We start from the raw sequence: 22461 nt of genomic DNA on the forward strand, positions 1-22461 counted from the left end.
AGTGGAATTCGGTTTCACTGGAGGCGTGGATTCAGGGCATCGCGCAGCCAGTCGCCCAGCAGGTTCACGCTCAGCGCGATCAGCACCAGCATCAGGCCCGGGAACACGGTGATCCACCACTCGCCCGAGAACAGGTAATCATTGCCCACGCGGATCAGCGTTCCCAGCGAGGGCGAGGTGGGCGGCGCGCCCACGCCCAGGAAGGAGAGGGTGGCCTCGGTGATGATGGCGGTCGCCACCTGGATGGTCGCCAGCACCAGCACCGGCCCCATCACATTGGGCAGCACATGGCGGCGCATGATGCGCAGCGGCGCCACACCGGTGACGCGGGCGGCCTGCACGTATTCCTTGCCGCGCTCCACCATGGTCGAGCCGCGCACCGTGCGCGCGTACTGGACCCAGCCCGACTGGCCCATGGAGATCGACAAAATCAGCACGCCCATGGCCAGCAGCTGGCTGGCGTCGGGAAACACCGCGCGGCCCACGCCGGCGATCAGCAGCGCGACCAGAATGGGCGGAAACGAGGACATCACGTCGCAGACCCGCATCAGGGCCGAGTCAATCCAGCCGCCGCGAAAACCCGCAAGCAGGCCCAGAGAGACACCGGCCAGCATGGACAGGATGACGGAGGCGAAGCCCACCACCAGCGAGATGCGCGCGCCATACATCAGCGCAGACAAAATGTCGCGCCCCTGGTCGTCGGTGCCCAGCAGGTATTTGGAACTGCCCAGCGCGCTCCAGGCCGGCGGCAGGCGGGCATCGCTGAGCTCCAGCGTGCTCAGGTTGAAAGGGTCGTGCGGCGCCACCCAGCCGGCGAACACCGAGCAAAAAATGCAGACCAGCGCAATGACCGCCGCCACCATCGCAACCGGCGAAGTGCGAAAGCTGTGGCCCACATCACTGTCAAGCCAGCGCGCAAGGGTTTTTTTCATCGGAGAGAGTGCTGCAGTCAGTGTTATCAAAAGTGAGCGAAGCGAAACCCGTGCCAGCCAGCAACAGCGCGGAACCGGTTTGGCCGGGCCGCAGCTGTTGTCTCCTTGAGGGGAGAGAGGCTGCTACGCGAAGCGAAAAGGCAAAAGGGGGTGCTTATTTTTTTATCGTCACCCACTTGAAGAACATGAAGTTGTCGGCAAGCTGAACCACGTCGACTTTTTTGCTCGTGCCCCACGCCAGCGACTGCTGATGCAGCGGAAGGGTGCCGATGTCGGCGCCGTGGATGTCGAAGGCTTCCTTGATCAGGGCGTTGCGCTTGGTCTTGTCGGTTTCGGACTGGATCTTCTTCGTCAGCTCGTCAACCTTGGGGTTGCAATACGCGCCCAGGTTGAACTGGCCGGCGCCCTTGTCGTCCACGCAGGCGATCAGCGCATTGAGTGCGTTGTGGGCGTCATAGGTGGCCGGTGTCCAGCCCAGCATGTAAAAGCTGGTGTCGCGGCGCAAGATCTTGGGGAAGTAAGTGCCCTTGGTCTCGGCCTGCAGGTTGATCTTCACGTTGATGCGCGACAGGTTGGCCGCCACGGCCTGACAGATGCGGCTGTCGTTCACATACCGGTCGTTCGGGCAGTTCATGGCCACTTCGAAACCGTTGGGGTAGCCGGCTTCAACCATCAGTTTCTTCGCAGCTTCCGGGTCATAAGGCAGGCGCTTGTTCTGTTCCTGCTGGAAGCCGTTGATGCCGGGGCCTATCAGCAGGGCCGTTGGTCCCGAGGCGCCGCGCATCACGGTTTTCTTGATGCCGTCGATGTCGATGGCCTGGTAGAAGGCCTGGCGTACGCGCTTGTCCTTGAAGGGGTTCTTGCCCTTGATGTTCGAGTACAACAACTCGTCGCGTTTCTGGTCCATGCCCAGGAAGATGGTGCGCAGCTCGGGGCCGACCAGCACCTTGGTGCCGGCATTGCTGTTGACGCGGTCGATGTCCTGCACCGGCACCGGTTCCATCACGTCGACCTCGCCCGACAGCAGGGCGGCCACGCGGGTCGCATCGTTGCCGATGGGGGTGTAGATTACTTCCTGGACGTTGCCCTCGATCTTGCCCCAGTAAGTGCCGTTGCGGACAAAGGTGGTGCGCACATTGGGCTGGCGCTCGCGCACGCGGTAAGGGCCGGTGCCATTGGCGCGGAAGGATGCCGCGTTTTCAATGCCTTTGCGGCGGTCCACCGGCCGGGTCGCCTGGTTGGTCTCGCACCACTTCTTGCTCATCATGTAGACCAGCGAAATCACGTCCGGCAGGATGGGGAAGGGCGTCTTGGTTTCGATCTCGACCACATGGTCGTTGATCTTGCGCACTTCCTTGAAATCGTTGGTGTAGCTTTTCATGTCCGAGCCCTCGGCCTGGGTGCGGTTGAAGCTGAACACCACGTCGTCGGCCGTGAACGGCGTGCCGTCATGGAATTGCACGCCCTTGCGCAGTTCGAAGCGCCAGACGGTCGGCGAGGTCTGCTTCCACGAGGTGGCCAGGCCCGGGGCCAGGCTCAGGTCCTTGTTGCGGATGACCAAGCCCTCATAGGCATTGCCGGTCACGCTGAGCTGCAGCGACTCGTTGAGCGAGTGCGGGTCCATGGACAGCGAATCGCCCTGGTTGGCGACCCTCAGGGTCTGCGCGGATGCGACAAAGCTGGTGGCCGCGAAGGCGCACAGCAGGCTGGCCGAGAGCAGTTTGGACTTGAATTTCATCGGGAACTCCTGGTGGAAGGGATGAGGGCTTGCGGGGTAAAAACGGAAAAAAGCGGAGGAAAAGGGTGCGGACTGTGGTGTCAGTGGCCCGCCGCGTTGCCGACGCGCAGCCTGGGGTCCACCGCGAAGTACAGCAGGTCGACGACCAGGTTGATGATGACAAAAATCAGTGCGATCAGGCACAGGTAGGCCGCCATCACCGGGATGTCGGCGAAGGTCACCGCCTGGATGAACAGCAGGCCCATGCCGGGCCACTGGAACACGGTCTCGGTGATGATGGCGAAGGCGATCAGGCCGCCAAGCTGCAGCCCGGTGATGGTCATCACCGGTACCAGTGTGTTGCGGAGCGCGTGGCCGAAGTGGATCACGCGGTCGGGCAGGCCGCGGGCGCGCGCGAACTTGATGTAGTCGGTGCGCAGCACTTCCAGCATTTCCGCGCGCACCAGCCGCATGATCAGCGTCAGCTGGAACACCGCCAGCGTCACAGCCGGCAGCACGATGTGGTGCCAGCCGTCGGCCTTGAAGAGGCCGGTGCTCCACCAGCCGATCTGCACGGTCTCGCCGCGGCCGAAACTCGGGAACCAGCCCAGGCCCACGGCGAACACCAGGATCAGCAGAATGCCGATCAGGAAGGTCGGCAGCGACACACCCAGCAGCGAAATCGTCATGAATACCTGGCTCAGGAAGCTGCCGCGGCGCAGCGCCGAATACACGCCCATGGGGATCCCGATCAGCAGCGCCATGAGGGCCGCCACCAGGGCCAGCTCCAGCGTTGCGGGAAAGCGCTCGGCGATCAGGCGCGAGACCTTGGCGCCCTGGCGCAGGCTCAGGCCGAATTCGCCCTGCGCGGCATTCACGAGGAAATGCCAGAACTGCACGACGAAGGGCCGGTCCAGGCCGAGGTCGGCGCGCAGTTGGGTGATCTGGGCGGGGGAGGCATCCTGCCCCAGCAGGAACACCACCGGATCGCCGACATACTGGAACAGCATGAAGGCGATCAGGGCGACCACGACCATCACGATCACGGCCTGGATCAGGCGGCGCAGAATAAAAGCAAGCATCGGCCAAAGAAAAAGTATCGGGCGATACTAGCAGAGCAATTGCTATGCCGACACAGGGGTTTACTTTAGGGTTAAAGAAACCGCGTAGGCCCGGCACTTGCCCCGAATCGGGCTTTTCACTGCCCTTTTAAGGTGCCGCGCGCCTCTTTGCGGCGCGATTGGCTCTAAAGCCGTTGCAGCTTTTTTCGCACCAAGTGGATATTGGCGCGCAGCGCATAGAGCTCGTCGGCATAGGACAGCGGCACCGTGATCTTTTCGGCCCGGCGGTCCAGGTCGTTGAGTTCTTCCAGCAGGGCCTGGTTTTTGGCGCTGTTGCGGTCGCTGTCGCCGCTGCCGTCCACCCGGTTTTCGATGTCGCGCAGCCGGCCGTACCAGCGGAAGATGCGCGAACGCACACGAAAGGCGTAAAGCGGCGGAATGATGCGCGACAGCGGCAGCATGATGGCGATGATGATGCCCATCACCAGCCACATGCGCTCGACCAGGTTGGCCACCCAGAAGGGGAGGTAGCGCTGCAGCACCGGCGTGCCGTTCTTGATGGCGCGCTCGGCCTCCTTGGAAATGGGCAGCTCGCTGTTGTCGCGGTTGGGGTATTCGCGGGCGTTCTTGAACCAGCCGGCCCCGCCGTGGATCTCGTTGCCCGCCTGGGCCAGCAGTTGCTGCAGGGCGGGGTGGGTGCTGGTGCGCGTGATCAGCGAGGTGGTGGACGCCACCAGCCGCACGTCGTCGGGCGGGATGTTGCCGGCCAGGTCCACCACGCCGCGCGGCAGGCGTGTGGGCGTCAGGAAGGCGAAACGCCGGGAATAGGCCTCGCTCTGGGCGAAGTTCATCAGCTTCACGCCGGGCGTCTGCAGCAGCATCTGCACCATCAGCGACTCGGGCGCGGACGCGAACACGATGGCGTCCAGCTCGCCGCCCAGGAAGGCCACGGTGGCGGGCGTCTGTTCGAGCCGGGACAGTTTCAGCGTCGCGGCGTCAATGCGGTTGCTGTCCAGCAGTTTGGCCATCAGGCTGGGAACGCCGCTGCCGGGCGTCCCCACGTTGACGCGCAGGCCTTGCAACTGCGTGAGCGACGCCAGGCTGGCGTCCTCCATCGGGTCGGCCTTGGCAGCCGCGCGGCCGCCCGGGTTTTTGGCGGCCCGCGCCGCGGCGGCGACTTTGCGCGCGGCGTCCTCGCGGTAGAACAGCCAGAGCGGCTCCACAAACAGGCTGCCGAGCGAAGCCAGGTCTTCCTCGTCCTGCTCGGTGTAGTCGCTGGTGCCGCCCTGGACAAAACCCACGTCGACCTTGCCTTCGCGCAGCAGCTGCAGGTTGGCGGCCGAGCCCTCCGAGGGCTGCAGGACCACCTGGATGCCTTCGGCCGCCAGGGCCCTGGCGTAGCGTTTGCCGAATTCCTCATACGCGCTTTGCGCCGGGCCGGTGGCCAGCGTCACGCGCTTGGGCGGGTTCGGGTCCAGCCACCAGTAGGCCAGCGCCAGCAAGGCGACGGCCAGCAGGATGAAAGGCCCGGCGGAGACCCACAGATCGCGCAGTGACAGCAGGGTGTAGCGTATGGTTTTGGGCATCCGTCAACCTTAGCACGCTGCCGGCGCCGCTATTTCAGCTTTCCCTATTTCGCCTTCTTTTCAATCGCGGTCACCGTGAACTGGCCGTCCACCTTCTCGGCGTGGAAGCCAACCTGGTCGCCCGCGTTGAGCGATTCCAGCAGCTTGGGGTCACTGGCGCGGAACACCATGGTCATGGGCGGCATCTCCAGGTTCTTGATCTCACCGTGCTTGATGGTGAGCTTGCCGTTCTCCTTGTCAACTTTGCGGATTTCGCCTTCGGTCAGCGGCGCGGCGGCTTGGGCCAGGGCTGCCGAAGCGGCCAGCGCGGCGAGCAGTGTGAACAGGGTTTGTTTCAGATGTTTCATTGGGAATCCTTGTCAAACGCGGTGATAGCTTTGGTAAACACGGTTGCTGCCGTCCTGGAGGACCAGCAGCACGTCATAAGGGTCCTTGCGCCCGCCGTACAGCGGCGCATCCATGCCCGGCGAACCCACCGGCATGCCGGGTACCGCCAGGCCGATGGCTTTGGGCGCTTCCTTGAGCAGGCGGTGCACTTCACGGGCCGGCACATGGCCTTCCAAGGCGTAGCGCTTGTCCTTCATGCTGACTTCCGCCGTATGGCAAGAGCCGAGCTTGTCGGGCATGCCCAGGCGTTTGCGCGCGGCCGTGTTGCCGCTGTCGTGTATGCGGACCTGAAAACCGTTTGTTTCCAGGTGCGCTACCCAGTCCTTGCAGCAGCCGCAATCGGGGTCTTTCCAGACCTCGACCTCGACCTGGGGCAGGGTCTGCGCCAGCAGTGCCGGCGCGATAGCGGGGCCGGCGATCACAGCCATGGCCTGAATCAGTTGTCGTCTTTGCATCGTGTGCTCCTTGTGTCGGATTAAAAAGCGGTGAACCCGACTCAGCGCGTCACGCTGATCTTGCCGACCATGCCGGCCTGGTAGTGGCCGGCGATCAGGCAGGCGAAGTCGAATTCGCCGGTGCGGTTGAAGGTCCAGACCAGCTCGCCCGACTTGCTGGCGGGCACATGCGCCATATAGGGTTCGTCATGTTCCATGCCGGGGAATTTCACCATCATCGCGGCATGCGCATCGAGCTCCGGTTTGGTGCCGATCACCAGTTCGTGCAGGAGTTTCCCCTGGTTGCTGATCACAAAGCGCACGGTCTCGCCTTGCTTGAAGGCCAGCTTGTCGGGTGTGAAGCGCATGCTGTCGCTCATGGACAGCGTCACGGTGCGGGTGACCGATCTGGCGTCACCGGCAATGCCCCAGTCCTTTTGTTCTTTTCTGGCGGCGGCAGGCGGCTTGCCCGCATGGTCTTCGTTGCCGTGGGCGAATGCGGCCGAAGCCCCTACGACGATGGCGCAAACGGCGATGGATTGAAGCATGGATTGAAATTTCATGATGTTCCTTGAATTGTGTTGAATGGAGGAGGCGCGTCAATGGCGGAGCGTCAATGGCTGCCATGGCCCGCGGGCTTGCGGATCTGGACTTCGGTGGAAGGTACGGCGGCTGCGCTGCCGGCCCTGTCGCGTGTCGCTTCGGGGAGCGCGCCCTTCCACTCAAAAGCCTGCGTGCCGGGCGGCTGGCGGTACCAGCCCGGGTCCTTGTAGTCGCCGGGTTTCTGGCCGGCGCGCACCTTGAGCATGCTGAACATGCCGCCCATCTCCACGCCGCCATAAGGCCCCTTGCCGGTCATCATGGGCGCGGTGTTGTCGGGGATCGGCATTTCCATGCTGCCCATGTCGGCCATGCCGCGCTCGCCCATCACCATGTAGTCGGGCGCGGCTTTCTGGATTTTCCGGACCAGGCCGCGGTGGTCCACGCCCAGCATGGTGGGCACGTTGTGGCCCATGGCGTTCATGGTGTGGTGGCTCTTGTGGCAGTGAAAAGCCCAGTCGCCTTCCTCGTCGGCGAGAAACTCCAGCTGCCGCATCTGGCCCACGGCCACGTCGGTGGTCACTTCGGGCCAGCGGGCCGGTTTCGGCGTGGGCCCGCCGTCGGTGCCGGTCACCGTGAATTCATGGCCGTGCAGGTGGATCGGGTGGTTGGTCATGGTGAGGTTGCCCACGCGGATACGCACCTTGTCGTTCCTGCGCACCACCAGCGGGTCTATGCCGGGGAAGATGCGGCTGTTCCAGCTCCACAGGTTGAAGTCCAGCATGGTCATGATTTTGGGCGTCATGCTGCCGGGCTCGATGTCGTAGGCGTTGAGCAGGAACACGAAGTCGCGGTCCACGGTCTCGATGAGTGGATGCTTTTCTTTGGGGTGGGTCACCCAGAAGCCCATCATGCCCATGGCCATCTGCGTCATCTCGTCGGCATGCGGGTGGTACATGAACGTGCCCGGGCGCCGTGCGATGAACTCGTAGACAAAGGTCTTGCCTACGGGAATCGCCGGCTGGTTCAGGCCGGCCACACCGTCCATGCCATTCGGCAGGCGCTGTCCGTGCCAATGGACGCTGGTGTGCTCAGGCAGCTTGTTGGTGATGAAGATACGCACACGGTCGCCTTCCACCACCTCGATGGTCGGGCCGGGGCTCTGCCCGTTGTAGCCCCACATATGGGCCCTGAAGCCGGGCGCCATCTCGCGCACCACGGGTTCGGCCACCAGGTGGAACTCCTTGACGCCGTTGTTCATGCGCCAGGGCAGGGTCCAGCCATTGAGCGTGACCACGGGGTTGTAGGGCCGGCCGTTGGGCGGGGTGAGCGGCGCGGCCGTGTTGGCATGCGTCATGGCGGCCGGCTCGGGCAGGGCGGCCATGGCCACCTTGCTGACGGAGGCGGCGGCCACGGCGCTCATGCCTGCCGTGGCGGCGCGGTTGAAGAAATGTCGTCGATTCATGAAATGTCCTGTTTATTTGTGATGCGGGCCTGGCCTCAGGGAGCGGCTGCGCCCGCGGCGTTGGAGGGGCGTTCCGCGGATGCGCCGGAAAGCGCGTCGTAAGGCGCACCGGCCAACACGGTGCGCAGCGCGATGTCGGCCAGCCAGAAGTCGCGCTGGGCCTGGACCGCTTCGCCCGCGGCCTGTGCTTGCGCGCGCGCTTCGGCCAGCAGCTCAAAGACGCTGGCCAGCATGCCGTTGTAGCGCAGCAGGGTTTCCTCGTTGACGAAGCGCGACAAGGGAAGGACTTCCTTCTCGTAGTGGCTGGCCAGGTCCCAGGCCGTGCGGTAGCCGTGGTAGGCCTCGCGCGCTTCACTGCGGGCTTTGACCGCCAGCTCGCGCACGCGGGCCGCATTGCCCATTCCGTCCCACAGCGCGTCGGCGCCGGGCTCGCGCCGGCTTGCGCGTTGCCGCGCCCACTGCGCCGCCGCCACCTGCAGGTCCAGCCGCTGCCGCAGAACGCGGTTTTCCACGTCGGGCAATTCCTGCGGCCGTGCCGGCAGTTGGGGCAGGCGGTCCGGCAGTTCAAAGCCGGTTTGCGCACCCCACAGGCCCAGCACCACGATCAGCTTTTCGCGTTCGCTGAAAGCCGCTTGCCGGGCGCGCGCGAGTTGCGCCGCCGCATCGGCCAGCAGCAGCTGTTCGCGCGCCTGCTGCAGCTTGCTCCAGTTACCGGCGCGCGCCATGCGGCGGGCCAGCTCGCCGCCGGCTTCGGCGCTGTCTTTGGCGTCGGCCATCAGGCGCGCGATCTGCGCGGCCGCGACGGCGCGTGTCCAGGCTTGTCGCACCTGGGCCGACAGCAGGGCGATGTCCTGGCCAGCCTGGCGCCTGGCCGGGCTGGCGGCCAGGGCGGCATCCGAGACATTCACGCCTTGCGCGGCCAGCGAGACCTGCAGGCCAGGATTGTTGAGCAGGGCAATGCGCACCGCCGTGTCGGCGCTAAGCGGGCCTGCCGCCAGCAAGGGCGCGATGGCCGCGCCGGAATCCGTGCCCGGCCGCGCGATGGCGACAGGGGTGGACGCCTGGCCCCGGGCCAGCGCCTCCAGGCCGCTGACGCCGCCGTCGAATGGCACGGCCGCGCGAGCCGTGAGTGTGAGAAGCAGCAAGGCCAGCGTGCCCAGTGGCCGCAAGCGGGTTCGGTGATGAAGAAAGAAACTGTTCATGGCCGGCCTCATGGTTGTTTGGCCGCGGGCGCCGCGGGCTTGGCTTCCCGGGCCTGTTCCCACTTCAGCAGGTCGGCATGGCCTCGCGGGAACTGGCCCACGGCGGCATTGGCTTTTTTCCAGTCATCGGCGGCGAGTTCCACGCCGGTGGGCAGGCTCGCAAAGGCCGATGCGTAGAAGACAGCCGGGACAGGTGAGGCCGGGTCGGCCGCCTGTTCGGTGGGCCGGGGATCCAGCCGCGGGTAGGGGGTTGGGGCCTGCGCGTTGGCGGCGGATGCTGCGGACAGCAGCAAAGCCAGCACCCAGGCGTGCGGGTTTGAAATGACACGGGTGTTCACAAAAATCTCCTGAAATACAAGCGGGTGCGATGGCGGGCATCGCAAGGCCCAGCACGTTCAGCCGCAAAGGACTGTGCTGGATGGCAAGTGCAGACCCACTACGGGCCTGGAGATCAGGAAATGGGCGGTTTTTGGCGCAGCGAGGCGTCGGCGCTGGCGAAGGAGTCTGCCGCCGGACGGGGCAGGGTGGGAGCGCTGAAATGAGGCATGGCGCCAGGCGCCGCGGGCGACAGCGCCACCGTGTGGCAGGCCTGGCAGGCGGCGCAGGTTTCGCAATGGCCGTCGGCTGGATGGCTGTTGCCGCCATCCGTGGGTTGTTCCGCGCAGTCGTGCAGGGCCGGCGTCTCTGTCGCGTGGCCGGTATGGGCCATCTCCACGTCTCCATGAAGGTGGCCGGCCTCGGCGGCTACTTGCGTCGCTTGATGCTGAAGCTGGCCGGCCGCCATCTGCGTGGCCATCGCGTCGCCCACCCAGCCGCGCAAGAGCAGCAGGGCGATCAGGACGGCGAAGAGCAAATGGCGCATGGGTGAATGATAGATGAGGACCGGATAAGTTCCGCGCAGATTTCTGCAATTGCCTCGCTTGCTTATGGATCAGAGGCCAATTGTCGAGGGCTGTGGATCACGGTGGCCTGGAGTTCCGCAGAGATAAGATGTGCTTGTCGGTGCCTGCGTTGATGGCTTTTAACCAGAAGAAATTCCAGATGATGATTCAAATGCCTAGCCAATTTACGATCACCTTACGCATTCGTACGCTACTGGCCTTTGCGCTATCGCTTTTCATTTCTTCCGCCGCCTTTGCTGGTGAGCCGAGCCTGGAAGGCCTTTGGTTCGAAACAGATAACTTTCCAGCGTCCAGTGTGATGCGCTTCGAAAAGTTTGGTTCAGGATGGATCGGTCGATACGTTCAGGTAAGTCCCGAGCAAAAAAACTATGGATTCTCAATCGGCGAGGCCGTGATACGCGGAAAGCTGGAGGGGGATAAATTTAGAGGAGAGGTCCTGCTAAAAACGACAGTTGTGGCGCGATATGCCTGTCCAGGGCTGAATGTGGGGTGGGTACCTATTGAGATGGTTTTTGCCGAATCGAACAAGTTGAACGGCCGTTGGCTGCAGACGCAAGCCGATTACGAGAGGGGATGCGTCGTTGTTCAACAGGGGTGGCAACCATACCGGCTTGAAAAACTGCCTGCCAAGTAGCTCTCGATGCGGCCGTATCTGACTCCGGTTAGTCTTATGGACGAAGCAATCCTTGGTGACAGTCAATTGATTGGATTCCCAGCGGCGCACTCCTGGAAACTTCCATATGGCCCTATCCTGGAAGAATGGAGGTCGTCCGAGAATAAATTCTCCTTTGATGACTCGCAAGAGGTGGATACTTGAAACTCAGGATCACACTTTTGAAACCCGGTGTCACGGCCGCGCTGGCATCGGCCTTGCTGTTCGGCGCGGGGACGCCGCTGGCCAAATGGCTGCTCGGCGAGATGAGCCCCTGGATGCTGGCCGGGCTTTTGTACCTGGGATCCGGCCTGGGCCTGTTCGTGTATCGCCGGATGCGGCGCGCCGCCCGCCCGCGCCTGGCCCCTGGCGAGATGCGCTGGCTGGCCGCCGCGGTGCTGTGCGGCGGCGGCATCGCGCCGGTGCTGTTGATGTACGGGCTGTCGGCCATGCCTTCCAGTCACGCCGCCTTGCTGCTCAATGCCGAAGCGGTGTTGACGGCGGTGCTGGCATGGATGGTGTTCAAGGAGAACGTCGACAGGCGGATCGCGCTGGGCATGGCCGCCATCGTGGCGGGCGCGCTGCTGCTCAGCTGGCCCCAGTCGGATCCATCTGATCCATCAACGTCCACATTTACCTTGCTGTGGCCGGCATCCGCGGTGCTGCTGGCGTGTTTTTTCTGGGCCCTGGACAACAACTTCACGCGAAAGGTGTCGTTGACGGATGCGTCATGGATTGCCTGTGTGAAAGGGCTGGCCGCAGGCGTCACGAATCTCTTGCTCGCTGTTCTGGTGGGGGCGGCGCTGCCGGGCCCGGGAAAAACAGCCATCGCCATGGGGGTCGGACTGCTGGCCTACGGTGTGAGCCTGGCGCTTTTTGTCGTCGGCTTGCGGCATCTGGGGACTGCGCGGGCCGGGGCTTACTTTTCGACGGCGCCGTTTGTCGGGGCGCTGTTTTCAGTGGTGTTTCTTGCGGAGCCCGTCACCTGGAAATTGCTGGCGGCCGCCGCGCTGATGGCGTACGGTATCTGGCTGCACCTGACCGAGCACCACGCGCATGTGCATACGCATGAAGTCCTGGAGCATGAACACGCGCACACGCACGACAAGCACCATACGCACGAACATGCGCCCGCGGTTTCGGGAACGCATTCGCATCCCCACAGGCATGAGCCCGTGACCCACAGCCATGCCCACTACCCGGACGTCCATCATCGCCACGGCCATGATGGCGGCCGTTGACCAACGGAGCTGGATCGCCCGGCGGCCTCAGGTTTTTTGAAGCTGCAGCCGGGCCTTGTCGAGCCACAGCTGCAGGCTGTCCAGCAAGTCCTTCTGGCTGAAGGAGCAGCTCTCTTCGGTGAACAGCGCGCTGGACTCAAGCCGGTTCAGCAACTGCGACAGCACCTCACCGAAACGCTCGGGCAAGGCCGCCGCCAGGATTGCCTGCTGCATCGCGCGTTGTGAAAAATCGGCCACGCCCAGGGTGTCGTCGCGCAATTGCTGCAAGGCGGTTTGCAAGGCGTCGAGCTGGTCTTGAGCTGTCATGGCGCCAGTGTCAATCGTCAAGCGGCAGCCGAAGCCGTCACGCGCGACGGCATGCGGTCAAACACCAGGGTCAGCATGGCCAGCAGGCCGAAGGGCACGCCCACCCAGCCCAGCTGCGCAAAGCCCACTTGATCCAGCAGCGCGCCGCTGATCACCGCGCCCAGCGCCGTGCCCACGTAGAGCATGGAGCCGTTGAGGCTCAGCAGCAGCGGCGCCTGCGCCGGCGAGAGGCTGGCCAGCCGGCTTTGCTGCGGCGCCATCAGGCCGAAGCCCGCGATGCCCCAGGCCACCAGCACGGCCATGGTGGCCGGCGCATTGCCGCGCGTGAGCGGCAGCAGGCACATCATCGCGACCAGCACGGCCAGTTGCACGCGCAGGGTGCGCAGCGCGCCGAAGCGATCCGTCGCCCAGCCGCCCATCAGCGTGCCGCCGACACCGGCCAGGCCGAAGACCGCCAGCGTGGCCGAGAGTTGCGCCGAGTTCATGGGGTTGAGCGCCTGCAGCACCGGCCCGACATAGGCAAACACGCTGAAGATGGCGATGAAGTACAGCAGGGTGCGGCCCCACACGCGCAGCACCGCGCCCTGGCGCGCGGCGGCCTGGAAGCCCGCGAAGCTGGTGCCGGCGCTGGCCATGTTGGCGGGAATCAGCCAGCTGGCCGCGACCAGCGCCGTGAGGCTTGCCGCCGCCGACAGCCACACCGGCACGCGCCAGCCGAACTCAAAACCCAGCCAGGCGCCTATGGGCAGGCCCACGGCGTAGCTGATGCTCATGCCCAGGAAGGTGATGGACAGCGCCCGGCCGCGCAGCGCGGGCACCACCATGCTGACGGCCAGCGCCGAAGCGGCGGCGGTGAACATGGCGCCCGCACCCATCAGCACGCGGCCCAGCAGCAGCAATGGCAGGTTGGGCGCCAGGGCGCACACCAGGCAGCCCGCGGTGAACAGCGCCAGCGCCAGTTGCACGGCGCGTTTGCGCGGCCAGCGGGCGGTGAGGATGATGAGCAGCGGCGCCAGCACGGCGGTGGCCACGGCATAGGCCGTCATGGCCTGGCCGGCAGCCGCCACGCTGATGCCCAGCGAGAGGCTCATGGGCTGCAGGATGCCGCCCAGCACAAAGGCGCCGCTGCCTATGACCAGGTTGCACAGGGCGAAAAAATACAGGATGGGGGGCATGGTGTTCATGAAAGGCGGCGTCGGGTCGGCGGGACAGCGCAAGTCGCCCAGGGGTGGCGGGCGCTAGCAGCGGTCAAATCAGGAGCGGGGTCAGTCTGTCCCCGCCATTGTGCGGGAAGCGGCCCGACCCTGCAGGGCCGGGGGCCAGTTGACGCCAAAAAAAGCCAGGCATGGGCAAGCCATGGCCTCTTGACGCGCAGCTTTGGTGCGTTTTTAAGAATCCCGAAGCCGGCCGGGGCGAGCTGGTCGCCCGTGCTTACTGGATCATGCCGAGGAACTGCTTGAGCTCGGCGGTCTGCGGGTTGGAGAAGACCTCGTCGGGCGGGCCGATCTCGTGCACGCGCCCCTGGTGCATAAAGACCACGCGGTCGCAGACCTTGCGGGCGAAATTCATCTCGTGCGTCACCATCAACAGCGTCATGCCCTCGGCGGCCAGGCTTTCCACCACCTGCAGCACCTCGCCCACGAGTTCCGGGTCCAGCGCCGAGGTGATCTCGTCGCACAGCAGCACCGAAGGCTGCATCGCCAGCGCGCGCGCGATCGCCACGCGCTGCTGCTGCCCGCCCGAAAGCTGGTCGGGCCAGGAATCGAATTTTTCGGCCAGGCCCACGCGCTGCAGCAGCGCGCGCGCGTGCTCGGCCGCGGGCGCGCCGGCCGTCTTCTTGACCAGCGTGGGCGCCAGCATGATGTTTTTGCCGACGGTCAGGTGCGGGAACAGGTTGAAGCTCTGGAAGATCATGCCCACGCGCTGGCGCAGCTCGCGCATGACCTGCGGGTTGTCGTGCAGCAGGTGTTTGCCGTCCACGCGCAGCGTGCCGCTCTGGAAGACTTCCAGCCCGTTGATGCATCGCAGCAGCGTGCTTTTGCCCGAACCGCTTTTGCCGATGATGGCGATCACTTCGCCGGCCTTGACTTCCAGGTCTATGCCTTTCAAGACCTCATTGGTCCCGAAGCTTTTGCGCAGCTGGTTGATTTCAACCAAAGTCCTGTCGGCCGTGGCGGGGGATGGGATGGCTGTGGCGTTAGGGTTAGCGTCCATTTCTGGCTTTCCTCTCAAGCGTGCGGGCATACAGGGATATGGGGAAACACAGCGCGAAGTACATCAGCGCGACGCAGCTGTACACCACAAAAGGTTTGAAGGTGGCGTTGGTGATCATGGTGCCGGCCTTGGTCAGCTCGATGAAACCGATCACCGAGGCCAGCGCCGTGCCTTTGACCACTTGCACCAGGAAGCCGACAGTGGGAGGCACGGCGATGCGCACGGCCTGCGGCAGCACGATGTAGCGCAGCTGCTCGCCGAAGTTGAGCGCCAGGCTTTGCGCGGCCTCCCACTGGCCCTTGGGAATCGCGTCGACGCAGCCGCGCCAGATCTCGGCCAGGTAGGCGCTGGTGTACAGCGTGAGCGCCACCGCGGCCGCCACCCAGGCCGGCACGTTGATGCCGAAGAGCGCCAAGCCGAAGTAGGCCAGGAAGAGCTGCATCAGCAGCGGCGTGCCCTGGAACAGCAGCACATAGCCGTCAAGTGCGCGGCGTGCGATGCGCGCTGCCTTCTGCGCGCCCGGCACAGCGCGCGTGGCCGACAGCCGGCCCACCAGTAACAGCGCGCCGACGATACCGCCGCCGATGAAGGCGACCAGCGAGAGAACGATGGTCCAGCGCGCCGCCAGCAGCAGGTTGCGGAAGATGTCCCAGACGGTGAATTCGATCATGGTGTTGCCCGGCCTTTCCAGTTAGCGACCAAAAAGGAACTTCGGGCCCATCCAGTTGAGCAGCTTGCGCACGGCTACCGACAGAACCAAATAAATCAAGGTGGCAATGATGAAAGCCTCAAAGGCCCGGAAGTTGCGGCCCTGGATCAGGTTGGCGGCGTAAGACAGTTCCTGCGTGGAAATCTGCCCGCAGACGGCCGAACCCAGCATCACGATGATGATCTGGCTCACCATGGCCGGCCAGACTTTCTTGAGCGCCGGCGGCAGCACCACGCGGGTGTAGATCTGCACCCGGTTGAGCGCCAGGCTTTCGGCCGCCTCGACCTGCCCGCGCGGCGTGGCTTCGACACCGGCGCGGATGATCTCGGTGGCGTAGGCCGACAGGTTGATCACCATGGCCAGCACCGAGGCGGTTTCAGGCGAGAGCTTGAAGCCCGCGGCCGGCAGGCCGAAGAAGATAAAAAACAGCTGAACGATAAAAGGCGTGTTGCGTATCAGCTCGACGTAAGCGCCCACCACCCAGCGCAGCCAGGTCGGCCCGCTGGCACGCGCCCAGGCAAAGCCCATGCCCATGAATACGCCCAGCACCGACGAGATCGCCGTCAGGCCCAGCGTCCACGCGACGCCGATGGCCAGCAGCGGCCATTGGCTTAATACGGCCATGAAATCAAGCTCGACACGCATCTGATTCACTTCCTGTTGAGAGGGGCTGCCTGCAGGCCAGCGGCCGCAGTGGAACCGGCTTAGCCGGGCCACCAGCGGCGCCCCCTGCAAGGGGGGGGCGGTTACGCGAAGCGAACCGCAACGGGGGTGTACAACTTACTGCGGCAAATCGCCGGCAGGACGGCCGAGCCACTTCATGGCCAGCTTGTCGAGGTCGCCCGATTTCTTGCCCTCGGCGATGATTTCGTTGACTTTCAGGCGCAGCTTGTCTTCACCCTTGCCGACCCCGATGAAGTTGGGCGAGTCTTTCAGCAACAGCTTGTATTCGGTGTTGAGGTGCGGGTTCTTGGCCATCATGTTGCCTGCGACCGACGCGCCGGTAGCGATCAGCTGCACCTGGCCGGCGGTGTAGGCCGACACGGTGGTGTTGTTGTCTTCAAAGCGCTTGATGTCCGTGCCGGCGGGCGCGACCTTGCTCAATTCCTGGTCTTCCAGGGCGGCGCGGGTCACGCTGATGGTCTTGCCGTTGAGGTCGGCAAACGATTTGATGCTGATGTTCTTGGGGCCGAACACAGCCTGGAAGAAAGGGGTGTAGGCGGCGGTGAAGTCGATGACTTTTTCGCGCTCCGGGGTTTTGCCCAGCGTGGAGATCACCAGGTCGGCCTTCTTGGTTTGCAGGTAGGCGATGCGGTTGGCGCTGGTCACGGGCACGAGTTCAATCTTGACGCCGAGTTTTTGCGCGATGTAGCCGGCCATCTCCACGTCCAGGCCCTGGGGCTTGAGGTCGGTGCCGACCATGCCGTAAGGCGGGAAGTCGGTCGGGATGGCGATCTTGATTTCCTTGGCCTTCATGATGTCGTCCAGCGCGGTTTGCGCATGGGCGCCGGAGGCGGCCAGCACGGCGGCTGCGGCGAGGGCGAAAGAGAAAACGCGTTTGCTGGACTTCATAGCAGGGCTCCAAGGTAGGTTGAGGAATCGTCTGTGGTTTTGGCCGAGGCACGGCCGGGCTTGCGAACACGGGAAGGCGAGGAAGACGCCGATTTGTCGGCCGGGGCTTGCGCGGCCAGAGGGCTCAGTGCGCTGCGCAGTTGTGCCAGCGGATCGCCGCCGCCCGCCTGCAGCTTGAGCGCGGCCTGCACGCTGCCGATGTGCGCCTGCATGAGTTTTTCGGCTTTCGCCAGGTCGCCTTTTTCCAGCGCCTGCACGATGAGCACATGCTCTTCGCAGGACTGCGCCGCGTCGTGCGAGGACTGGTAAAGCATGGCGATCAGGGTGGTGCGCGCGGTGAAGTCGCGCAGGGTGTCGGCCAGCAAGCTGTTGCCCAGGCATTCGGCCAGGCAGACATGAAAGTCGCCCAGCAAAAAGCTGCGCAGGCCCACGTCATCGCCCTTGATGGCGGCTTTTTCGCGGGTCAGGTGGCTTTTGAGCTGCTTGATGGCGGCCTTGCTGACGTCGGTGGTGCAGCGGATCAGGCCCATCTCGATCACGCGGCGCGCCTCAAAGGCCTCGCGCGCTTCTTCCTGGGAGGGCTCGATCACATACCAGCCGCGGCGGCTGCTGACGGTGACGATGCCACGCACCGCCAGCCGGGTCAGGGCTTCACGGACGATGGTGCGGCTGCAGTCAAACAGCAACGCCAGCTGCTGCTCGCCCAGTCGCGAGCCGGGCGCAAGCTTTTGCGCCATCACGGCTTCGATGATGCGATTGCTGATGTCGGGGGCGGTGGCCATGCACAGGGCAGTGCATATCCCGTGCCAGCTCGTTTGGCTGGTTTAACTAACTGGTATACAAGTTTTGCGCACCTGACTGGCGTGCCGGCGCACCGGCTTGTGGCTTTTGGGCGGGCGGGTGCACCAGAACGGGGATTGGCCGGCGCGGGCCCTCAGTCCATCTTGGCGCCGGAAGCCTTGACGGCTTGCGCCCAGCGCGGCATTTCCGTGGCCAGGAACTGCGCAAACTCCTCGCTGCCCATAAAGGCCGGGTCGGCGCCCTGGGTCACCATGCGGTTGCGGATCTCGGGGTTGCTCATCACCTGCTTGAAAGCATCGCTGAGTCTGGCGGTCACGTCCTTGGGCAGGCCTGCGGGTGCGAGGAAACCGTAGAAGCCCACCACCTCAAAGCCTTTGATGCCCGATTCAATGACGGTCGGGATATCCGGCAGGGCCGGGTTGCGCTCTTTGCTGGTCACGGCCAGCGCGCGCACCTTGCCTTGCTTGTGGTAATTGGCGGCCTGCGGGATCGATTCAGCCATGAACTGCACCTGGCCGGCCATCAGGTCGGTAAAGGCCGGCGCGCTGCCCCGGTAGGGAATGTGCACCATGAACAGCCCGGTGGCGTTCTTGAACATCTCGGGGACAAGATGGCTGATGCCACCGTTGCCGGCCGAGCCGTAGTTGACCTGGCCCGGCCTGGCCTTGGCATAGGCGACGAACTCCTGCAGGTTGTTCACCGGCAGTTTGGGGTTGACCAGCAGAGCCAGCGGCTGCATGGCGGTGCGCGCGATCGGCGTGAAGTCCTTCAGCGTGGCATAGGGCAGCTTGCTGTACAGCGCCGGGTTGATCACCATCACGCCGGTATTGGCCAGCATCAGGGTGTAGCCGTCGGGAGCGGCCTTCATCACGTCCTGCGCGCCCACGGTGCCGCCGGCGCCCGACTTGTAGTCGATCACGATGGGCTGGCCCAGCACCGCCTGCAGGCGTTCGGTCAGCAAACGCGCATGCTGGTCCAGCGGGCCGCCGGCCGGGAAGCCGATGACGACGCGGATGGGCTTGTCGGGAAAGGCCGCCATGGACGCGGAGGAAGCCAGGGCGGCCGCGGCCAGTGCCGTGAGGACTTTGCGGGGCAGGGCGAAGAAGCGATTCATGAAGTCTCCAGTTGTCTTGTTTCCGCGTGTAAGCGGCACGGGTCCGTGGTGAAGGCGAGAAAACGGCGGAAGGCCCGCGGCCTCCAGCGAAAGCCCACGCGGTGCAGCTTCATCATAGTGAGCGCCGGTCACTCAAGTGACAGTGATTTATACGGAGCTTCCCGGATGTGGGCGGCGCGGACTCGCGGTAGGCTGGGGCCCCACGTCAGCACTTGCCTGGAGCCCTTTCTTGACCCTTGATTCCGATACCGGCCAGGCCGTTCTCGCCGCGAACCCGCACACGCTGCACCACCAGGTCTGGCCCAAACGCCTGCCGCACAGCATCACGCCGCCGGCCACTTCGCTGTGGCACAACCTCGCGGTCAGCGCGCTGCGTTTCCCTGACAAGCCCGCGCTGGTGTTCTTTAACCGCGTACTCAGCTATGCCGAAGTGATGCGGCAAGCCGAACGCCTGGCCGCCACGCTGCACAGCCTGGGTGTGCGCAGCGGCGATCGCGTGGTGCTCAATATGCAGAACTGCCCGCAGTGGGTGATCGCGCACTTTGCGATCCTGCGCGCCAACGCCGTGGTGGTGCCGGTCAACCCGATGAACCGGGCAGAGGAACTCAAGCACTACATCACCGACCCCGACGCGAAAGTCGCCATCACGTCGGCCGACCTGGCGGCCGAGCTGGCGAAAGCCAACGCGCAGCTGGAACCCGGCGAGCGGCTGGCGCACATGGTGGTCACGCACTACAGCGACGCCTTCGACATCGCCGGGGGAGGCGAGGGCGACGCGGCCATGCCGCCGGCCTGGCGTGACTGGCTGCGCACGCGCCATGCACTGCCGGCGCTGGAGGGCGGCAGCGTGATGGACTGGGCCGAGGCGATTGCGGGTACAGGAGACCTGCCCCCACACACCGCCACGCCGCAAGACCTGGCCGTGCTGCCCTACACCAGCGGCACCACCGGCCTGCCCAAGGGCTGCATGCACACCCATGCCAGCATCATGCACAACGCGGTGGCCAGTTGCCTGTGGGGCGGCAGCACGTTTGAGAACGTGACGCTGTCCGTGGTGCCCATGTTCCATATCACCGGCATGGTGTCGGTGATGCATGCGTCCATTTACGGCAGCGCGACGCTGGTCATCATGCCGCGCTGGGACCGCGAACTGGCCGGGCGCCTGATCTCGCGATGGCGCGTGACGCACTGGACCAACATCCCGACCATGGTGATAGACCTGCTGGCCAGTCCCAACTTTGCCGACTTCGACCTCAGCAGCCTGGTCTACATAGGCGGCGGCGGCGCGGCCATGCCGCAAGCGGTGGCGCAGCGCCTCTGGGAGCAATACGGCCTGCGTTTTGCCGAAGGCTACGGCCTCACGGAAACCGCCGCGCCCTCGCACAGCAACCCCTATGACGCCACCAAGCAGCAATGCCTGGGCGTGCCCTTCGTGAGCTGCGACGCACGCGTGATCGACCCGCTCACGCTCAAGGAAGTGCCGCAGGGCGAGCAGGGTGAAATCGTCATGAGCGGGCCGCAGGTGTTCCAGGGCTACTGGAAGCGCCCCGACGCGACGGAGCAGGCTTTTGTCGAACTCGACGGCAAGCGCTTCTTCCGCTCCGGCGACCTGGGCCGCGTGGACGAGCAGGGCTATTTCTTTATCACCGACCGGCTCAAGCGCATGATCAACGCTTCGGGCTTCAAGGTCTGGCCGGCCGAGGTCGAGGCCTTGATGTTCAAGCACCCGGCTATCCAGGAAGCCTGCGTGATCTCGACTCGCGATGCCTACCGCGGCGAAACCGTCAAGGCCGTGGTGGTGCTGCGCCCCGCTGCGAAGGGGAAAACGAGCGAGGAAGACATCATCAGCTGGTGCCGGGATAACATGGCGGCTTATAAATATCCGCGCGTGGTGCAGTTTGTCGATGCGCTGCCCAAAAGCGGCTCGGGCAAGGTCATGTGGCGCGCGCTGCAGGAAGCCGAGAAGCCCTGAACCTCCCGGCCGCCGTGCCCTGTTTCCGGAGAGCCCGTTTGAAAATCACGATTGGCGCGTAGCACCATGGCCAAAACCTCACCCGCTCCGGCCCCCGCGCAAGACCCGGAAGACAAGCCGCTGTCCGGTTGGCGGCTGCGCCTGTACACCATCATCTTTGAGGCCGACACCCGCGCGGGGCGCTGGTTCGACAAGGCGCTGATCGCCCTGATCCTGGTCAGCATCGCCGTGGTCATGGCCGACAGCGTGCAGGCCATCCATGCCTCGCACGGACGCGCTTTCGCGGTGGTCGAATGGATCTTCACGCTGCTGTTCACCGCCGAGTACATCGCCCGCCTGGTCTGCGTGCGCAAGCCGCTGCAATACGCGACCAGCTTTTTCGGCATCATCGACCTGGTCGCGGTGCTGCCGACCTACCTGGCGCTGTTCTTTCCCGAACTGCACGCCCTCATCGATGTGCGTGTGCTGCGGCTGCTGCGCGTGTTCCGCATCTTCAAGCTCGCGGCCTATGTTGCCGAGTACCAGTCCCTGGGCCGGGCTTTAGCCGCCAGCGGCCGCAAGATCCTGGTCTTCTTGTCAGCCGTGGTGATGATGGTGCTGGTCATGGGGACGGTGATGTATGTGGTTGAAGGGCCGTCCAACGGCTTCACCAGCATCCCGACCTCGGTCTACTGGGCCATCAGCACCGTCACCACCGTGGGCTTTGGCGACATCACGCCCAAGACCGACCTGGGCCGGCTGATCTCGTCTTTCATGATGCTGCTGGGCTGGGGCATCCTGGCCGTGCCCACCGGCATCGTGACGGCCGAAATGGCGGCCGAGCGGCGCCTGCAGCACCTGGCCCTGCCCACCACGCGCACCTGCCATGAATGCCTGACCGAAGGCCACCTGCCCGAGGCGGACTTCTGCTTTCATTGCGGCGCGAAGCTGCCGCCTTACCAGCATCAAGGCCAGCACCAGGATGCGAAAGCCCGGCCGCCCCAGGCTTCCTAGGTTTTCTATTCGCCGGCCGTCAGCCGCCGCGGCGTGATCTCCACCGATCCGAGCGCGGTGCTCATCCACACCGTGCCGTCCTGCACCGTCACCTGCAGCTGCATGCTGCGCTCTGCGAGCTTGGCCAGCGCCTGGCTTTCGGCCGCATCGATTTGCCAGACGACCAGGTTGGAAGCGCGTGTGAGTTTGGTCTCGATGTTTTTCCACCAGACCGGCGTGCTGCTGGCGAAGCTGTAGACGCTGACGCGCTCTGCGCGGCCGGCGGCTTTCATGAGGCGCTTGTCGTCGGGCTGGCCGACGTCGATCCAGTGCAGGATCTGCTCGGTGTAGTCCTTGTGCCAGAGCGCGGCTTCGTCCACGTCCCACAAATCCTTGGCGAATTCGAGGTTGCCTTTCTTGTCATCGGCCGGCACATTGAGCGCGAAGGCCAGCAGGCGGATCATCATGCGCTCGTCGGCTTCCGAGGGGTGGCGCGCAATCGTCACGCTGTGGTCGGCGTAGATGTTGCGATCCATGTCGGACAGGGCTAACTGAGCTTTATAGATAGTGGCTTTGAGTGCCATAAGGATGTACTTCTTTATCTCGGGTCTGGACGGGAACTAACCCTCTATTGGAACAGAGCCCGCAGTGCCGCCGGCGAAACCCCCGCCAAGCGCGGTTT

24 protein-coding genes are annotated in these 22461 nt (G+C 64.6%); 4 read left to right on the top strand and 20 right to left on the bottom strand.

Annotated elements, in window-relative coordinates; all coding sequences use genetic code 11:
• Positions 1 to 14 precede the first annotated feature (14 nt).
• From AC1D0O_RS19995 to AC1D0O_RS20045, 11 genes are all read right to left on the bottom strand, one after another.
• On the bottom strand, positions 15 to 932 hold the full coding sequence (locus AC1D0O_RS19995; protein WP_477655236.1) for an ABC transporter permease: 918 nt from the start codon (positions 930 to 932) through the stop codon (positions 15 to 17).
• A 154-nt stretch (positions 933 to 1086) separates the two neighbouring features.
• Positions 1087 to 2670: an ABC transporter substrate-binding protein gene (locus AC1D0O_RS20000; protein ID WP_477655237.1), complete on the bottom strand. Its 1584-nt coding sequence runs from the start codon at positions 2668 to 2670 to the stop codon at positions 1087 to 1089.
• A gap of 80 nt (positions 2671 to 2750) precedes the next feature.
• Positions 2751 to 3731, bottom strand: coding sequence for an ABC transporter permease (locus tag AC1D0O_RS20005; RefSeq protein WP_477655238.1), 981 nt, complete (start codon positions 3729 to 3731; stop codon positions 2751 to 2753).
• 164 nt (positions 3732 to 3895) lie between these two features.
• Entirely contained in the window at positions 3896 to 5296 is a 1401-nt protein-coding gene (locus tag AC1D0O_RS20010; RefSeq protein WP_477655239.1) for a TAXI family TRAP transporter solute-binding subunit, read from the bottom strand.
• Between the two features lie 44 nt (positions 5297 to 5340).
• Positions 5341 to 5643, bottom strand: a complete 303-nt coding sequence (locus AC1D0O_RS20015; RefSeq protein ID WP_477655240.1) for a copper-binding protein — start codon at positions 5641 to 5643, stop codon at positions 5341 to 5343.
• Positions 5644 to 5655: 12 nt separating this feature from the next.
• Positions 5656 to 6138 (bottom strand): DUF411 domain-containing protein, encoded by a 483-nt coding sequence (locus tag AC1D0O_RS20020; RefSeq protein ID WP_477655241.1) that lies wholly within the window; start codon positions 6136 to 6138, stop codon positions 5656 to 5658.
• Positions 6139 to 6179: 41 nt separating this feature from the next.
• Entirely contained in the window at positions 6180 to 6680 is a 501-nt protein-coding gene (locus tag AC1D0O_RS20025) for a cupredoxin domain-containing protein (RefSeq protein WP_477655242.1), read from the bottom strand.
• A gap of 50 nt (positions 6681 to 6730) precedes the next feature.
• Complete coding sequence (locus AC1D0O_RS20030; protein ID WP_477655243.1) at positions 6731 to 8122, bottom strand: multicopper oxidase family protein; 1392 nt, start codon at positions 8120 to 8122, stop codon at positions 6731 to 6733.
• A 35-nt stretch (positions 8123 to 8157) separates the two neighbouring features.
• Positions 8158 to 9324 carry a TolC family protein gene (locus AC1D0O_RS20035; protein WP_477655244.1) on the bottom strand — a complete coding sequence of 389 codons (1167 nt, stop codon included), beginning with the start codon at positions 9322 to 9324 and terminating at the stop codon, positions 8158 to 8160.
• Positions 9325 to 9332: 8 nt separating this feature from the next.
• Complete coding sequence (locus tag AC1D0O_RS20040) at positions 9333 to 9662, bottom strand: hypothetical protein (RefSeq protein ID WP_477655245.1); 330 nt, start codon at positions 9660 to 9662, stop codon at positions 9333 to 9335.
• A 113-nt stretch (positions 9663 to 9775) separates the two neighbouring features.
• Positions 9776 to 10186: a hypothetical protein gene (locus tag AC1D0O_RS20045; protein WP_477655246.1), complete on the bottom strand. Its 411-nt coding sequence runs from the start codon at positions 10184 to 10186 to the stop codon at positions 9776 to 9778.
• 152 nt (positions 10187 to 10338) lie between these two features.
• Between AC1D0O_RS20045 and AC1D0O_RS20050 the strand changes: the two genes are divergently transcribed.
• Entirely contained in the window at positions 10339 to 10860 is a 522-nt protein-coding gene (locus AC1D0O_RS20050) for a hypothetical protein (RefSeq protein ID WP_477655247.1), read from the top strand.
• Between the two features lie 200 nt (positions 10861 to 11060).
• Positions 11061 to 12119, top strand: coding sequence for a DMT family transporter (locus AC1D0O_RS20055; protein WP_477655248.1), 1059 nt, complete (start codon positions 11061 to 11063; stop codon positions 12117 to 12119).
• 27 nt (positions 12120 to 12146) lie between these two features.
• On the opposite strand, the gene AC1D0O_RS20060 is transcribed toward AC1D0O_RS20055, so the two are convergent.
• The 8 genes from AC1D0O_RS20060 to AC1D0O_RS20095 form a co-directional block, all read right to left on the bottom strand.
• Positions 12147 to 12425, bottom strand: coding sequence for a hypothetical protein (locus AC1D0O_RS20060; RefSeq protein ID WP_477655249.1), 279 nt, complete (start codon positions 12423 to 12425; stop codon positions 12147 to 12149).
• 17 nt (positions 12426 to 12442) lie between these two features.
• Positions 12443 to 13609 (bottom strand): MFS transporter, encoded by a 1167-nt coding sequence (locus AC1D0O_RS20065; protein WP_477655250.1) that lies wholly within the window; start codon positions 13607 to 13609, stop codon positions 12443 to 12445.
• Positions 13610 to 13856: 247 nt separating this feature from the next.
• Positions 13857 to 14639, bottom strand: coding sequence for an amino acid ABC transporter ATP-binding protein (locus tag AC1D0O_RS20070; RefSeq protein ID WP_477655251.1), 783 nt, complete (start codon positions 14637 to 14639; stop codon positions 13857 to 13859).
• Positions 14629 to 15309 (bottom strand): amino acid ABC transporter permease, encoded by a 681-nt coding sequence (locus AC1D0O_RS20075; protein ID WP_477655252.1) that lies wholly within the window; start codon positions 15307 to 15309, stop codon positions 14629 to 14631. The genes AC1D0O_RS20070 and AC1D0O_RS20075 overlap by 11 nt, the downstream gene beginning before the upstream one ends.
• 21 nt (positions 15310 to 15330) lie before the next feature.
• Positions 15331 to 15993 (bottom strand): amino acid ABC transporter permease, encoded by a 663-nt coding sequence (locus AC1D0O_RS20080; protein WP_477655253.1) that lies wholly within the window; start codon positions 15991 to 15993, stop codon positions 15331 to 15333.
• Between the two features lie 135 nt (positions 15994 to 16128).
• Positions 16129 to 16920: a transporter substrate-binding domain-containing protein gene (locus tag AC1D0O_RS20085; RefSeq protein WP_477655254.1), complete on the bottom strand. Its 792-nt coding sequence runs from the start codon at positions 16918 to 16920 to the stop codon at positions 16129 to 16131.
• Positions 16917 to 17702 carry a GntR family transcriptional regulator gene (locus AC1D0O_RS20090; RefSeq protein WP_477655255.1) on the bottom strand — a complete coding sequence of 262 codons (786 nt, stop codon included), beginning with the start codon at positions 17700 to 17702 and terminating at the stop codon, positions 16917 to 16919. Before AC1D0O_RS20090 ends, AC1D0O_RS20085 begins: the two co-directional genes overlap by 4 nt.
• Before the next feature lie 152 nt (positions 17703 to 17854).
• Positions 17855 to 18835, bottom strand: a complete 981-nt coding sequence (locus AC1D0O_RS20095) for a Bug family tripartite tricarboxylate transporter substrate binding protein (protein ID WP_477655256.1) — start codon at positions 18833 to 18835, stop codon at positions 17855 to 17857.
• Between the two features lie 229 nt (positions 18836 to 19064).
• On the opposite strand from AC1D0O_RS20095, the gene AC1D0O_RS20100 reads away from it, so the two are divergent.
• The gene (locus AC1D0O_RS20100; RefSeq protein WP_477655257.1) at positions 19065 to 20807 is read left to right on the top strand and encodes a long-chain fatty acid--CoA ligase; all 1743 of its coding nucleotides are present in this window, start codon (positions 19065 to 19067) and stop codon (positions 20805 to 20807) included.
• 66 nt (positions 20808 to 20873) lie between these two features.
• Positions 20874 to 21800: an ion transporter gene (locus AC1D0O_RS20105; RefSeq protein WP_477655258.1), complete on the top strand. Its 927-nt coding sequence runs from the start codon at positions 20874 to 20876 to the stop codon at positions 21798 to 21800.
• Positions 21801 to 21805: 5 nt separating this feature from the next.
• Here the strand turns inward: AC1D0O_RS20105 and AC1D0O_RS20110 are convergent, their stop codons facing one another.
• On the bottom strand, positions 21806 to 22363 hold the full coding sequence (locus AC1D0O_RS20110) for a YaeQ family protein (protein ID WP_411884314.1): 558 nt from the start codon (positions 22361 to 22363) through the stop codon (positions 21806 to 21808).
• Between the last annotated feature and the right edge of the window lie 98 nt (positions 22364 to 22461).

Source organism: Polaromonas sp. P1_F2 (assembly GCF_056405735.1).